Below are 15252 nucleotides of genomic sequence, written 5' to 3'. Positions count from 1 at the left end.
GGGCCGGGTCGCCAGTGCGACCCGGCCCTCTCTGTACGGAGCGTGACCCTGACCTGGGGCAGCGCGCCGGATGGAGCAGTGACAAAAGATCGTCCGTCCGGGTACCGTTCCGATCTCGGAAAGATCAATCGGATCCTGCGGCGCCGTGGCGTTGGGGTGCGCGCACGTGCGCAGCAACGGTGGCCTGACGGAGCGGCCGCCGTTTCGGCGTGTCGTCCGTCACCCGGCGATGGGGGTCGCACTGGTGGACGACAACGCGAGACGCTGCGCCCTGCCCGGGTGCGAAACGACGATCGAGGACATCCCAGGACGCCCTGCCCGGCGCTACTGCTCGGCGGCGCACCGCGCTGCTGCCCGCCAGGCCCGACGCGCTTCGATGCGACCCGATCAGAACGCGCGTCTGGCGGAGACCCTGCCGTGGCTCGTCGAACCCGTCGACGAGGTGCCGTCCACCTACCCCCGGCCCCGGGCCGGGCGGGTCGAGACCCCGCACGTCGAGGTGGCCACCACCCCCGTCCGCAGGTCCCGGGCCGGCGGCGGCATCGCCGCCCGGGTGCGGGCGGGGCTGGCCCGCGGCGCGGACGAACCGCCGACGCGGAGACGGCGCGCCGTGGCCGTGCTGGGCGTCGCCGGGATCCTGGCCGGGGGTTACGCCGTCACGGCGTCGGAACCGGCGAGCACGGTCCGCGCGGTGCCCGCCCAACCCGTACCGGGGCCGGAGTCGGAGACCGAGTGGGTCGCCCGCGCGCAGGTCACCCTCACGTCGGTGAACCGCCAGCTCGACACGATCGCCCAGACCGAGGACGCCTGGAACCGGCTGCCGGAGGAGCGCCGTGCCACCGTGCCGGCGGAGCCCGTGCAGGCGTTGAAGGAGCGCAAGGCACTGCTGGAACGGCGCAAGGCCACCCTGCAGTCCCAGATCGACACCTATCGCTCCCTCGACCGCACGAAGGACGACCTCAAGCTCACCGAGCAGCACCTCGACGCGGTCGAGAAGGCGCTGCAGGACCCACCGGCGGAGCCGCAGCGCTCCCCGGAGCAGGCGTCGGTGATCGCCGCCCTCGACGAGCAGCGCGACCTGCGGCTGCGCCAGCGGGACGCGAAGCGCGAGGAGCTGGAGAGCCTGGAGAAGGGCGTGGAGAGCGCGCTGCGCGCCCCCCTGCCCGACGACGGCCAGGCCACCGCCGAGGTGAGCAACGAGGTCCTCGACGTCATCCGGACCGGCGGCCGCGGCGACGACGACGAACGCAAGCGTGGTGCCGCCCCGCGCCGGCCGGACGTGCTCGCGCGGGAGGAACGGCAGCAGCGGGAACGGCAGGACACCCCGACCGGCGGACCCCCCGACCCCCGTGGACCGGGCGACGAGACGGCGAAGCGCAGTGGAGACCCGGACCGGCGGGCCGCCGGAGCCGACCGCGACCGGCAGAGCGGCGACAACCGTCTCGGCCCGGTGGTCGGGCTCGGTGGCACCGTGGCCGACCTGGTGACCGGTGGCGGTGAGCGCACCCGTGACAACGGTGGGGCTCGCGGCGGCGCCGCGGCCGGCGGCGCCGACCCGCGCGCCGCAGGCACCAGAGGCAACCGGAGCGACGGGCCCGGTCGTGCTGGTGCCGGATCGGCGCCCGGAGCCGACGGCGGTGTCCGGTCCGGTGTGGCGTCGGCTGCCTCCGGTGCGGTCGGCGGGGTCGCGGGTGTCGTCGGCGGTGTGCTGGGTGGTTCCGGGGCGGGCGCCGGTGAGCGTGGTCGTGGTCAGGACGGCAGCCGCAGCAGTGACCGGGAGAACGGTGGCCGGAGCGGCGCTGAGGGTGTCCGGTCGGGTGTGGCGTCGGCTGCCTCCGGTGCGGTCGGCGGGGTCGCGGGTGCCGTCGGCGGTGTGCTGGGTGGTTCCGGGGCGGGCGCCGGTGAGCGTGGTCGCGGTCAGGACAGCAGCAGCCGCAGTAGCGGGCGCGGCGGTGACCGGGAGAACGGTGGCCGGGGCGGCTCTGACGGTGCCCGTGGAGGTGGCGGGTCGTCCTCGGGAGGTGGAGCCCGGTCGGGTGTGGCGTCGGCTGCGTCCAGTGCGGTGGGCGGGGTCGCGGGTGCCGTCAGCGGTGTGCTGGGCGGTGCCCGGGCGGGCGCCGGTGAGCGTGGTCGGGGTCAGGACAACAGCAGCCGCAGCAGTGGCCGCGACGGTGACCGGGAGACCAGCGGCCGGGAGAGCGGTGGTGCGACGGCCGGTGGCCGCTCCGGGGGCAGCGACTCCTCCGGTGGCGATCGTGCCGCCGGCCTGATCCGGCAGGTCAGCCGGGTGATCGGCGGCGAGGGGTCGGGGAGCCGGTCCGGCGGGCAGTCGGACGGAAGCAGCGGGAGCCGCGGCGACCGCAATGGCGGCGACAGCGGCCGCGCCCGGTCGGGCGGCAGTGACGGCCGGAGCAGCGGCGAGAACGGCCGGGCCCGGTCCGGAGCCGAGGGCGGTGGCCGGAGCGGCGGCGAGTCGTCGGGCGGCACCAGGTCGGGTGGCGGGTCCTCACGCGGCTCGAGCGAGCAGGGTTCGGGCGGGAACCGTGGCGGCTCGTCGTCCGAGGCGAAGCTGGCCCGGGCCGCGCTCGGTGTGGTCGGGGCGGCCCGCCAGATCGACTCGGCTCTGCGCAACCGCGGGGGGTCCGACGGCGACAACGGCTCCGACCGCTCCGAGAAGTCGGCTCGCTCCGGCTCCCGCGAGAGCGGCGGGTCGCAAGGCTCCGGGCGGAGCCAGAACGCGAAGCGCAGCGAGTCGTCGCGGTCGGGGTCGTCGGAGTCGAAGGCCTCCGAGTCGCGGTCGTCGCGGTCGGAGTCGTCGCGGTCGGGGTCGAAGGCTCCCCAGTCGAAGGCCCAGCGGCAGAAATCCCAGGAGTCGGGCCAGAGGTCCTCGGGCGGGCGGTCGAGCAGCCAGGAGTCGGGCCGGCAGCAGTCCGACGGGTCGTCGGGGCGCGGTCAGGGCGGCGGATCGAAGGCCGAGAAGTCGTCCCAGAAGTCCTCACAGCAGTCGAGCCGGCAGTCGTCGTCCGGCTCGTCGGACGACTGATGACCATGGCCGATACCATGCGCAACAGGATCAGCTCCGCGTGGCGGTCCCGATCCACACCGGGTCGCAGGTAGCGTGCCGACCGTGACAGGTGTCCCCGTCCTCCCGCAGGTCGCCCTGGTCGGGAGCGCCCTGCCACAGCACGTCCGCACGGCGTTCGGCGTGGGGGAGTCCGAGCCACGCCCGGTGGTCTGGGCGGGCCGGCGTGCGTGGCACTGCGGAGACGTCCTGGTCCGGCCGGTTGCCGACAACGCGGTCGCCGCGTGGTCGGCCCGCGTGCTCGAGGGGCTCGAGGTGGAAGGGTTGCGGCTGGCGCGCCCGATCCGCTCCTCCGACGGCCGCTGGGTGGTGGCAGGCTGGGCCGCGAGCCGGTTCGTCGCGGGCACCATCGAGCCGCGTCACGACGCGGTGGTCGAGGTCGCCACCCGCCTGCATGCGGCCACCGCTGCACTGCCCCGGCCGCGGCTGCTCGACGATCGCGACGACCTGCTCACGCGCTCCGCGGCGGGGGCGTTCGGGGAGCGCAGGCTGGCGCTCGACCAGGCGAAGGGCGGCGAGCTCTACACCGCGCTGGCCACGTACCGCAGGCCGGTCCGCAGCACCCCGCAGGTGGTGCACCCGGAGCTGTTCGGCGCCGTCCTGTTCGATCACGACGGCAGGCCCGCGCTGATCGAGCTGACGCCCGCCTGGCGGCCGAAGGAGTGGGCGGCGGCCGTCGTGGTGGTCGACGCGCTCGCGTGGGGCGGCGCCGACGACGAGCTCATGAAGAGGTGGGCGCACCTGTCGGAGTGGCCGCAGATGCTGCTGCGCGCGCTGCTGTACCGGCTGGCGCTGCACGCCCAGCACCCGGAGGCCTCAGCGCGCACCCTGGCCGGTCTCGACCGGGTGGCGCGCCTGGTGGCTCCGCTGCTCTGACGAGCAGGCGTCAGCGGGCCGGTACCTCCGTCGACGTGGCGAACCGGGCGATCGTGCCGGCGATCGCATTGGTGAAGTTGTCGAGCGCCGTCTGGTCGAGGTTGTCGACGCGGTCGCAGGCCGAGTGATAGCAGACGTCGTAGACCTGCCCGGCCTGCCCGCCCCACGCCTGGGCCTGCTCGGGCGTCTTGGTGCCGGCGTCACCGGCGAGGACGCCACCCGAGGGGATCCCGGCTTCGACGAACGGGGCGAAGTCCGAGTCACCCTCGAACGGGTAGAGCTCGGCCGTGATGCCGGTGGCGGCCATCTCCTCCATGAGCACCCGGCCTACCGCGGCCGACCCGGGCGGTCCGGACCGGGAGCCCCGGCCGCTCGCGCCGCCCTGGACGAAGTAGGCGGCGTTCGGTGAGGCCAGCATGTCCAGGTTGAGATAGAGGGCGATCGCGGCCCGGTCCTGCTCCGAGAGCCCCTCGACGTACTCGGTGGAGCCGACGAGGTCCTCCTCCTCCGCTCCCCAGAACGCGAAGCGGACGGCGTTGGTGACCTGCGGGGAGCCGCCCATCCGCGTGGCGATCTCCAGGAGGGTTCCCACCCCGGAGGCGTTGTCGTTGATCCCTGGACCTTCCTCCACGGAGTCGAGGTGGGCCCCGGCCAGCACCACGCGGTCGGGCGAACCGGTGCGGGTCTGCGCCACCACGTTGCGGATGAGGCTCTGCTCTCCCCGGCTCCGGAACCTGAAGGTCGGTGTGGTGACGTCGAAGCCGGCGTTGCGCAGAACCCCGGCCACGTAGTCGACGCTCGCGTCGTAGCCCGGCCCCGGTGAGGCGCGGTTTCCCCCGTTGCGGTCGGCGATCTGCTCCAGCGCCGAGGCGTGGGTCATGGCGCCCGGCCCGGTCGCACCCTCCACCAGCTGGGCGCGCAGCGGACCGGCGCCCGAGGGCACGGGCCCCGGGGCCGAACCGGTCGACGTGCAACCGGCGAGAACGGCGGCGACGACCGCGAGCACACCTGCGGTCAACGCGGCGGATCGGTGCCGAGCCCCGGACGGGTGCGCCGGCACCTGTTCAGCGCTGTTGGCGGCTCCACGCACTTGTGCCTCACATCCGCGCCCAGGGTGAGTGAGCGCTGCTTTGCGTTCATGTCACACGGAACCGACTGCGTGGTAACGCGCTGTTCCTAGCGTTGCCCGCGACGGCAGCGACGCCTACGGACGCCCCGAGTGGCGTTCGCCCTACTCGACCTCAGCCCACCCGGAGGCCCGGCGTGACGACGTCACCTGACGCACATCCTGCCCGAAACCGGCTCGCCGGGCGCTGGATCGACCATTGGGACCCCGAAAATCCCTCTTTCTGGGAACGCACCGGCGCGAAAGTCGCTAACCGTAACCTCTGGTACTCCATCCTCAGCGAGCACATCGGATTCTCGATCTGGTCGATCTGGTCCGTCCTGGTGCTCTTCATGGGCCCGGAGTACGGGATCGACGCCTCCCAGAAGTTCATTCTGGTGGGGGTCCCCACGCTGGTGGGCGCAGTGCTGCGGTTGCCGTACTCGTTCGCCGTGGCCCGTTTCGGCGGCCGGAACTGGACGATCGTCAGTGCCGCCCTGCTGCTGCTCCCGACGATTTTCGCCGCGATCGTCATCCAGCCGGGAACATCGTTCACGACGTTCCTCGTGGCGGCCGCGGTCGCGGGTGTTGGCGGTGGCAACTTTGCCTCGTCCATGACCAATATCAACACGTTCTTTCCCGACTCCCGTAAGGGCTGGGCGCTCGGTCTGAACGCGGGCGGCGGCAACATCGGGGTGCCGGTGATCCAGCTCGTCGGGTTGCTGATCATCGCGACCGCGGGCGCCGGGGCGCCGCGGATCCTGCTCGGTGTCTACATCCCGCTGATCGTGGTGGCCGCGCTGCTCGCCGCGCTGAACATGGACAACCTGACGTCGGTGCGCAACGACACCGGTGCCTTCCGGGAGTCGATCCGGGAGAGCCAGACGTGGGTGATGTCGCTGCTCTACATCGGGACGTTCGGGTCGTTCATCGGCTACAGCTTCGCGTTCGGGCTGGTGCTGCAGAACCAGTTCGGCCGCACGCCGCTGCAGGCGGCTGCGGTGACGTTCATCGGGCCGCTGCTCGGCTCGCTGGTGCGTCCCTACGGGGGGAAGCTCGCCGACTCCTACGGTGGCGCGAAGATCACCTTCTGGAACTTCATCGCCATGGCGGTGGCCACGGGAGTGGTGCTGGTGGCCTCGGCGATGCACTCGCTCTCGCTGTTCACGGCCGGGTTCGTGCTGCTGTTCGCGCTCAGCGGGGTGGGCAACGGCTCGACCTACAAGATGATCCCGGCGATCTTCCGCGGGCAGGCCAGGATCGCGATCGCCGGCGGTGCCGATGAGCAGCCGGCACTGCTGCGGGCGCGGCGGATCTCCGGGGCGGTGATCGGCATCGTCGGCGCGGTCGGTGCGCTGGGCGGGCTGTTCATCAACCTCGCCTTCCGCGAGGCCTTCCTCACGGCGAAGTCCGGCGACCCCGCGTTCTGGTCCTTCCTCGCCTTCTACGTGGTGTGCACCGTGGTCACCTACGCCGTCTACCTGCGACCTGCCGCGGCGGAGGCCACTCACCCGCGGTTCGCGCACGCCGGCGTGTGAGCCCGGCAGCGGTTCTGGCGACGTCGAAGGGCGTCGCCACCCACTGCCCGTACTGCGCGCTGCAGTGCGGGCAGTGGGTCGACGGCAAGGGGAGCGTCGACGGGCGCGAGTTCCCCACCAACCGGGGCGGGCTCTGCCAGAAGGGGTGGACGGCGGGCAGGCTGCTCACGCACCCGGAACGGCTGACGAGCCCGCTCCTGCGCCCGTCGCGGTCGGCCGATCTCGCGCCGGTCGGCTGGGATGCCGCGCTGGCGCACGTGTCGCGGCAGCTCGCCGCGCTGCGCGCCGAGCACGGCCCCGACTCGGTCGCGGTCTTCGGTGCCGGTGGCCTGACGAACGAGAAGTCCTACCTGCTGGGCAAGTTCGCACGGGTCGCGCTGGGCACGTCGCAGATCGACTACAACGGCCGGTTCTGCATGTCCTCGGCGGCTGCTGCGGGCAACCGCGCGTTCGGCGTCGACCGGGGCCTGCCGTTCCCGGTCACCGACCTGGACGACGCCGAGGTCGTGGTGCTCGCGGGGGCGAACATCGCAGAGACGATGCCCCCGCTGATGGGCCATCTCGGCGGGGCCCGGCTCGTGGTCGTCGACCCGCGGCGCACGCCCACGGTGGAGCGGGCGATCGCCGGCGGTGGGATGCACCTGCAGCCGGTGCCGGGCACCGACCTGGTGCTGGCACTGGGGATGCTGCACGCCGCCGTCACCGACGGCTGGCTCGACGCCGACTACCTCGCCGACCGCACCACCGGTTTCGACGACGCGTGGCGGGTGGCGGCGCAGTGGTGGCCGGAGCGGGCCGAACGGGTCTGCGGGGTGCCCGCCTCCGACATGCGCACGGTGGTGGGGTGGCTCGGGGCGGCGTCGCGGCGCTACGTCCTCACCGCGCGGGGCGCCGAGCAGCACGCACACGGCGTCGACACCGTCACCGCGTGGATCAACCTGGCGCTCGCGCTGGGCCTGCCGGGACGTCCGGGCTCGGGCTTCGGGACGATCACCGGGCAGGGCAACGGGCAGGGCGGGCGCGAGCACGGCCAGAAGTCCGACCAGCTGCCGGGCTACCGCTCGATCACCGACCCCGCCGCCCGGGAGCACGTCGCAGGCGTATGGGGGGTGGCGCCCGACGCCCTGCCGGGGCCGGGACGCAGCGCCACGGAGCTGCTGGCCGCGCTGGGCCGCCCCGGCGGTCCGAAGGCGCTGCTCGTGTTCGGCTCCAACGTGCTCGTGTCCGCGCCCGACGGGAACTCCGTGGCCGATCGGCTCGCCGCGCTCGACCTGCTGGTGGTGGCCGACGTCTTCCCCAGCGAGACGGCGATGGCCGCCGATGTCGTGCTGCCCGTGGCGCAGTGGGCGGAGGAGGAAGGCACGATGACCAACCTGGAGGGCAGGGTGCTGCGCCGGCGCCGGGCGCTGCGCCCACCGGCCGGGGTGCGCACCGACCTCGAGGTGATCGCCGGGCTCGCCGCCGAGCTGGGCGCCGCGGGGTTCCCCGCCGACCCCCGTGCCGTGTTCGACGAGCTGCGAGCGGCGTCGGCGGGTGGGCCTGCCGACTACTCCGGGATCAGCTACGACCGGCTCGACGCGGGCGAGGCCCTGCACTGGCCCTGCCCCGCCCCGCTGCCGGGTGCGCCGGTCCATCCGGGCACCCCGCGGCTGTTCACCGAGCGGTTCGCCCACGCCGACGGGCGCGCGCGGGTGGTCGCCGTCGAGCACACCGAGGCCGCCGAGCTGCCGGATGACGAGCATCCGCTGCGGGCCACCACGGGACGGGTGCTGGTGCACTACCAGTCCGGAGCGCAGACCCGGCGGGTGGCGGAGCTGGCCGGGATCGCGCCGGAGTCGTTCGTCGAGGTGCACCCCGACACCGCCACGCGGGCGGGGCTGGCCGACGGGGAGTGGGCGCGGGTCGTGTCGCGGCGCGGCACGGCGACGGCGAGGGTGCGCTGCGTGCCGTCGCTGCGGCCGGACACCGTGTTCCTGCCGTTCCACTTCGGCGGGGAGCAGGCGGCGAACCTCCTCACCAACCCGGCGCTGGATCCGATCAGCCGGATGCCGGAGTTCAAGGTGTGCGCGGTGCGGCTGGAGCCGATGGCCTGAGGGACCACCACACACATCCCGTGGCCACCGTGCACATGTCAGGACGTGTGCCCGGTGGCCACGTGCTGTGTGCGGCCGGCCACGGGTTCCGCTCACGTGTGCAGCCTGCCGATGTGCGGTCCGATTTACGCCCGCGTCACGCGCCGTCCCGCCCATGTAACTGGGGCTGCCTACCGTCGGTGGCCGTGAGCAGGCGAATCGTTGTGGTGGGGCACGGGATGGTCGGCGCCCGGTTCGTCGAGGAGGTGCGCCGCCGCGACCCGCACGGAGCGAGGGTGCGGCTCACGGTTCTCGGTGCCGAGCCGCGCCCGGCGTACAACCGCGTCCTGCTGTCCACGGTGCTGGCCGGCGGGCTGTCGGCCAGGGCGGTGGAGCTGCACCCGGCCGGGTGGGCGGCGCGCCAGCGGGTCGACCTCCGCCTCGGCGTCACCGCCACCGCGATCAACCGGAGTCGCCGCGCCGTCCACACCGGGTCCGACGGGATCGAGCCCTACGACGAGCTCGTGCTCGCCACCGGCAGCCGGGCCTGGCTGCCCCCGATGGACGGTCTCGACGACGCGAGCGTGGCGACGTTCCGGGACATCGCCGACTGCGAGCGGATCATCGGCCTCGCCCACCCCGGCGCGCGGTTCGTCGTGCTCGGCGGCGGCCTGCTGGGCTGCGAGGCGGCCCGGGGGCTGGCCGGGCGCGGGGTGCGCGTCACCCTCGTGCACCCGAAGCAGCACCTGATGGAACGCCAGCTCGACGCCGGTGCGGGCGAGGTGCTGGCGGCCACGCTGCGCCGGCTCGGCGTCGACGTCCGGCTCGGGGTGGAGGCGCAGGCCTGGGAGCCCGGCTACGGGCTGCGCTGCGGCGACAGCGGCGTCGACGAGCTCGTCGCCGCCGACGCGCTGGTGGTCGCCGCCGGAGTGCGGGCCGAGACCGACCTCGCGGCCGCTGCCGGCATCGCGGTGGACCGTGGCGTTCTCGTGGACGACCGGCTGGCCACGTCGGACGCGCGGGTGCACGCGATCGGCGACTGCGCCCAGCACGCCGGCACGGCCGCCGGCCTGGTGCAGCCGGGCTGGGAGCAGGCCGCGGTGCTCGCCGACCTCCTGACCGGAGCCGACCCCGTGGCGCGCTACGGGGGGACGCCGTCGGTCACCCGGCTCAAGGCCCGCGGGGTGGACCTCGCCACCGTGGGGGACCCGGCGGCCCTGGACCGCCCCGGCGCCGAGGTGCTGCGCTTTGCCGACCCGGTCGGTGGCCGCTACGCCACCCTGGCGCTACAGGGCGACCGCGTGGTCAGCGGCGCCATGATCGGCCTCCCCGACGCCGCGGCGTCCATGATCCAGTTCTACGACACCGGCTCGCCCGCCCCGGCCGACCGGCTCGGGCTGCTGCTCGGCCGCGCCCTCCCCGGGGCTCCGGAGACCGCCGACCCCACCCGGCTCCCGGCGTCCGCGGTGGTGTGCCGCTGCAACACGGTGACGAAGGGCGCGCTCGTGGCCGCGTGGCGGGGCGGGGCCACCGACGTCGCCGCGCTGAGCCGGGCGACCCGCGCCGGCACCGGCTGCGGGAGCTGCGGCGACGCGGTCCAGGGGATCTGTACGTGGCTGGCCGAGAGTGACCCCCCGGTGCTCAGCCCGGTTCGACAGGAGGGTGCCGCATGAACAGCATCGACCACAGGGAGCTCGTCGTCGTCGGCCACGGGATGGTCGGGCACCGGCTCGTCCAGACCGTGCGCGACCGCGACCCCCAGGGCACCTGGCGGATCACGGTCCTCGGTGAGGAGGGCCGGCCCGCCTACGACCGCGTCGCCCTGTCGTCCTATGTGGACGGGGTGAGCGCCGAGGAGCTGACGCTCCCGGCCACGCCCGACCCGCTCGTGCGGCTGCACCTGGGCGACGCGGTGGTCGAGGTCGACCGCGACGCCCGGCTCGTGCGCACGGCCTCGGGCCGGGAGCTGCGCTACGACGCGCTCGTCCTCGCCACCGGCTCGGTGCCGTTCGTGCCGCCCGTCGCCGGCCGCGAGCTGCCCGGCTGCTTCGTCTACCGCACGCTCGACGACCTCGACGCGATCACCGCCGCCGCGCGCGACGCGATGGTGGCCGAGCGCCCGGGTCGTCGCTCGGCCGTCGTCGTCGGTGGCGGGCTGCTCGGGCTGGAGGCGGCGCGGGCGCTGCGCTCTCTCGGGCTCTCGCCGCAGGTCGTAGAGATCGCGCCCCGGCTGATGCCGGTGCAGGTCGACGAGGGTGGCGGCGCGCTGCTGCGCAGGCTGGTGGAGAACGAGGACCTCGCCGTGCGGTGCGGGGTGTCGGTCACCGGGATCGCCGAGCAGCGCGGGCGGCTCGTGGCCACCCTCTCCGACGGCATCGAGCTCGACGCCGACGTCGTCGTGTTCTCCGCCGGGATCCGTCCCGCCGACACGCTGGCCCGCGCGGCCGGCCTGCCGGTGGGGGAGCGCGGTGGCGTGCTGGTCGACAACCGCTGCCGCACCGCCGACGAGCACGTCTGGGCGATCGGTGAGGTGGCCGCGCTGGAGGGCCGCACCTACGGTCTCGTGGCTCCCGGGTACGCGATGGCCGAGGTGGTGGCCGACCGGCTGCTCGGCGGCACCGCGACGATGACCTCCGCAGCACTGGACATGTCCACCCAGCTCAAGATGCTCGGCGTCGACGTCGCGAGCTTCGGCGACGCCCACGCCACCACGGCCGGTGCGCTGGAGGTGGTGGTCAACGACCCGGTCGCCGGCAGCTACGCCAAGCTCGTGGTGAGCGACGACGCGCAGACGCTGCTCGGCGGCGTCCTGGTCGGTGATGCGTCGAAGTACGCCACGCTGCGCCCGCTCGTCGGTGCCGTGCTGCCTGCCGACCCCGTCGCGATGATCGCGCCCGGCGGCGTGGAGATCGGCGCCGACGCCCTGCCCGACACCGCGCAGATCTGCTCGTGCAACGCCGTCACCAAGGGCGCTGTCTGCGACGCCATCGGCGCCGGGGCCCACGACGTGCCGGCGATCAAGGCCTGCACGCGGGCCGGCACCAGCTGCGGGTCGTGCGTCCCGGTCCTCAAGAAGCTGCTCGCGCAGGCGGGCGTCGAGCAGTCCACCGCGCTGTGCGAGCACTTCACCCACAGCCGGGCCGAGCTGTTCGAGATCATCGCCGGCACGGGGATCCGGACGTTCTCCGAGGTCGTCGAGAAGCACGGGACGGGCCGCGGCTGCGACATCTGCAAGCCCGCCGTCGCGTCGATACTGGCGTCGCTGGGCGGCGGCCACGTCCACGACGGTGAGCAGGCGGCCCTGCAGGACACCAACGACCACTTCCTGGCCAACCTGCAGCGCAACGGCACGTACTCGGTGGTGCCGCGGATCCCGGGCGGCGAGATCACGCCGGAGGGCCTGATCGTGATCGGCGAGGTGGCTCGCGACTTCGGCCTCTACACGAAGATCACCGGCGGGCAGCGGATCGACATGTTCGGCGCCCGCGTCGAGCAGCTCCCGGCGATCTGGCGCCGGCTCGTCGACGCCGGGTTCGAGTCCGGGCACGCCTACGGGAAGGCGCTGCGCACGGTGAAGTCCTGCGTGGGCACCACGTGGTGCCGCTACGGCCAGCAGGACTCGGTGGGCCTCGCCGTGGCGCTGGAGCTGCGCTACCGGGGGCTCCGGGCCCCGCACAAGTTCAAGTCGGGCGTCTCGGGCTGTGCACGGGAGTGCGCGGAGGCCCGGTCGAAGGACTTCGGCATCATCGCCACCGAGCACGGGTGGAACCTCTACGTCGGCGGCAACGGCGGCTTCACCCCGCGCCACGCCGAGCTGCTCGCGTCCGACCTCGACACCGACGAGCTCGTCCGCGTGATCGACCGGTTCCTGATGTTCTACATCCGCACCGCCGACCGGCTGCAGCGCACCGCGGCGTGGATCGAGGCCATGGACGGAGGCCTCGACCATCTGCGCGCGGTGATCGTCGACGACTCACTCGGAATCTGTGCCGACCTGGAGGCCGCCATGGAGACCCACGTCGCGGGTTACGCCGACGAGTGGCGCGGAGTGCTGGACGACCCCGCGAAGCTGGAGCGGTTCGTGTCCTTCGTCAACGCGCCGGACGCACCGGACCCGACGATCACCTTCGTCACCGAGCGGGGGCAGCCGGTGCCCGTGCCGCGGGAACCGGTCGCCGTCGGGATGCCGGGGGTGCGGCGATGACGATCTCGATCTCGCCGACCGTGACCGAGCGGGACAGCGCGCCCACCGCGTCCCCCGGGCCGCGCTGGGAGGCCGTGTGCCGCTACGACCGGCTGCTGCCCGAGCGCGGTGTCGCCGCCCTGCTCGGCGACGTGCAGGTGGCCCTGTTCCGCACCCACGACGGCACCGTCCACGCGATCGGCAACATCGACCCGTTCTCCGGTGCGGCCGTGCTCTCGCGGGGCATCGTCGGTGACCGCGCGGGTGTGGCGACCGTCGCATCACCGGTGTACAAGCAGGCTTTCGACCTGGTCACCGGGCGATGCCTGGACGATCCGGACGTCGCGGTGCCGACCTACCCGGTCCGGGTGGCCGACGGGCTGCTCGAGGTCGGGTTACCGTGAACAGCGCCGTGGCAATCGACCCCCCTCTCACCGAGGTACCGCCCCTGGCGGGTTTCACCGTCGGGGTCACAGCTGCGCGCCGGGCCGACGAGCTCGGCACGATGCTGCAACGGCGCGGCGCGGTCGTCCAGCACGGCGCCGCACTGCGGATCGTCCCGGTTGCCGACGACACCGAGCTGGCCGACGCCACCCGCGGCCTCATCGCCCGTCCGCCCGACATCACCGTGGCCACCACCGGCATCGGCTTCCGCGGCTGGGTGGAGGCCGCCGACGGCTGGGGGATCGGCGAGGAGCTGCTCGCCGCTCTGGGCGCGGGGAAGCTGATCGCCCGCGGCCCGAAGGCGCGCGGCGCGATCCGCGCGTCCGGGCTGATGGACACCTGGTCGCCGCCGTCGGAGTCCTCCGCCGAGGTGCTCGACTACCTGCTCGACGGCGCCTGCGACGGCCGCGGCGTCGACGGGCTGCGCATCGCCGTCCAACTGCACGGCGAGCCCCTCCCCGACGTGGTCGAGGCGCTCACGGTGGCGGGCGCCACGGTGATCGAGGTGCCGGTCTACCGCTGGATGCCGCCCGTCGACATCGGCCCGCTCGACCGGCTGATGGACGGCGTGCTCACCGGCTGCGTCGACGTACTGGCGTTCACCAGTGCGCCCGCCGCGGCCAGCCTCCTCGCCAGGGCCTCCGAGCGCGGAGTGCGCGACGAGCTGCTCACCGCGCTGCGCGGGCCGGTCCTGTCGCTCTGCGTCGGCCCGGTCACCGCGGCGCCCCTCGAAGCCGTCGACGTGCCCACGGTGCAGCCCCAGCGTTCCCGCCTCGGGGCGATGGTGCGGCGCCTGGAGGCCGAGATGCCGGGGCGCGCGCGGCGGCTGCCCGTGGCCGGGCACTGGCTCGAGCTGCGCGGACATGCCGTGCTCGTCGACGGGGTGCTGCGCGGGGTGCCGCCCGCGGGGATGGCGCTGCTGCGCGCGCTCGCCCGCCGCCCGGGCCGGGTCGTGGCACGAGCCGAGCTGCTGCGCGCGCTGCCGGGGGGTAGCGGCGACGAGCACGCCGTCGAGACGGCGATGGCCCGGCTGCGTACCGCGCTGGGTGAGCCCAAGCTGGTGCAGACCGTCGTCAAGCGGGGGTACCGCCTCGCGCTCGACCCCGCCGCCGGGCCCGTCCCCGTCGGGGGGCACTGCCTGCACGGGGACAAGCGGTGAACCTGCTCCTCGCCGCCCACGGCACGCGTGACCCGGCCGGCGCGGTCGTCACCGAGCGGGTGGCGGCGCAGGCCGCCGAGGCGCTGGGGGTGCCGGTGGCGGCGTGCTTCGTCGACGTGCGCCGGCCCAGCCCGGCCGACGCTCTCGCCGAGCTGCCCGGCCCGTGCGTGGTGGTGCCGATGTTCCTCGCCGCCGGCTACCACGTGCGCGTCGACGTGCCGGCGCAGCTCGACGCCATCGGCCGCCACGACGTGCTCCTCGGCCAGGCCTTCGGCCCCGACCCCGCACTCGTCGCCGCGGCCGCCGACCGGCTCGCCGCGGCCGGGGCACGCGCCGACGACGCCGTGGTGCTGGCCGTGGCCGGCTCCAGCGACCCCCACGCCCAGGCCGACGGCGCCCGGGCCGCGCGCAGGCTCGGGCGGGTGCTCGGGCGTCCCGTCACGCTCGCCACGATCGCCACCGGCGGTCCCCGGGTGGGCGAGGCCGTGGCCGCGCTGCGGGCGGGTGGGGCGCAGCGGGTGGCGGTCGCGTCGTGGCTGCTCGCACCGGGGCTGTTCCAGCGGCACCTGGACGGGTGCGGCGCGGACGTCGTCGCCGCGCCCCTGGCCGACCACCCGGCCGTCCTGAACCTGGTGCTGGACCGCTACGACACCGCCCTGACGGCAAGAACCCGCACGGCGTAGGCCCCCGCGGGGCCACCCCCAGGTTCAGGAAAGCCACTTTCAGGCCCTCTCCGGGCAGGAAAGTGGCTTTCCTGAACTTCAGGGGGGCTCAGCGGCGGGCGGTGCGGGGG

General features: G+C 74.3%; 10 protein-coding genes. 9 read left to right on the top strand and 1 reads right to left on the bottom strand.

All coding sequences use genetic code 11. The features are described 5' to 3' along the window. Positions 1–376: 376 nt before the first annotated feature. Positions 377–3043, top strand: a complete 2667-nt coding sequence (locus tag HF577_RS32010) for a hypothetical protein (RefSeq protein WP_169399730.1) — start codon at positions 377–379, stop codon at positions 3041–3043. An 84-nt stretch (positions 3044–3127) separates the two neighbouring features. Continuing rightward, positions 3128–3958, top strand: coding sequence for a TIGR02569 family protein (locus tag HF577_RS32005; RefSeq protein WP_312859521.1), 831 nt, complete (start codon positions 3128–3130; stop codon positions 3956–3958). Between the two features lie 10 nt (positions 3959–3968). On the opposite strand, the gene HF577_RS32000 is transcribed toward HF577_RS32005, so the two are convergent. Continuing rightward, positions 3969–4976: a M28 family peptidase gene (locus HF577_RS32000; RefSeq protein ID WP_169399729.1), complete on the bottom strand. Its 1008-nt coding sequence runs from the start codon at positions 4974–4976 to the stop codon at positions 3969–3971. Positions 4977–5221: 245 nt separating this feature from the next. Here HF577_RS32000 and HF577_RS31995 point away from each other — a divergent pair, with 245 nt between their 5' ends. From HF577_RS31995 to HF577_RS31965, 7 genes are all read left to right on the top strand, one after another. Then, a complete protein-coding gene (locus HF577_RS31995; RefSeq protein WP_169399728.1) occupies positions 5222–6601 on the top strand; it encodes a nitrate/nitrite transporter in 1380 nt (459 codons plus the stop codon). Continuing rightward, on the top strand, positions 6598–8694 hold the full coding sequence (locus HF577_RS31990) for a molybdopterin oxidoreductase family protein (protein WP_312859520.1): 2097 nt from the start codon (positions 6598–6600) through the stop codon (positions 8692–8694). The genes HF577_RS31995 and HF577_RS31990 overlap by 4 nt, the downstream gene beginning before the upstream one ends. A gap of 185 nt (positions 8695–8879) precedes the next feature. Next, positions 8880–10346, top strand: a complete 1467-nt coding sequence (locus HF577_RS31985; protein ID WP_312859519.1) for an FAD-dependent oxidoreductase — start codon at positions 8880–8882, stop codon at positions 10344–10346. Next, positions 10343–12877 (top strand): nitrite reductase large subunit NirB, encoded by a 2535-nt coding sequence (gene nirB / locus HF577_RS31980; protein WP_169399727.1) that lies wholly within the window; start codon positions 10343–10345, stop codon positions 12875–12877. The genes HF577_RS31985 and nirB overlap by 4 nt, the downstream gene beginning before the upstream one ends. Beyond that, positions 12874–13260, top strand: a complete 387-nt coding sequence (gene nirD / locus HF577_RS31975; protein ID WP_169399726.1) for a nitrite reductase small subunit NirD — start codon at positions 12874–12876, stop codon at positions 13258–13260. Before nirB ends, nirD begins: the two co-directional genes overlap by 4 nt. Before the next feature lie 8 nt (positions 13261–13268). Further along, on the top strand, positions 13269–14459 hold the full coding sequence (locus HF577_RS31970) for a uroporphyrinogen-III synthase (protein WP_312859518.1): 1191 nt from the start codon (positions 13269–13271) through the stop codon (positions 14457–14459). Next, a complete protein-coding gene (locus tag HF577_RS31965; protein ID WP_169399724.1) occupies positions 14456–15142 on the top strand; it encodes a sirohydrochlorin chelatase in 687 nt (228 codons plus the stop codon). Before HF577_RS31970 ends, HF577_RS31965 begins: the two co-directional genes overlap by 4 nt. Positions 15143–15252: the final 110 nt, after the last annotated feature.

Source organism: Pseudonocardia xinjiangensis (assembly GCF_012911925.1).
GTDB lineage: Bacteria > Actinomycetota > Actinomycetes > Mycobacteriales > Pseudonocardiaceae > Pseudonocardia > Pseudonocardia xinjiangensis.
This window is presented reverse-complemented; position numbering and strand designations above follow the sequence as displayed.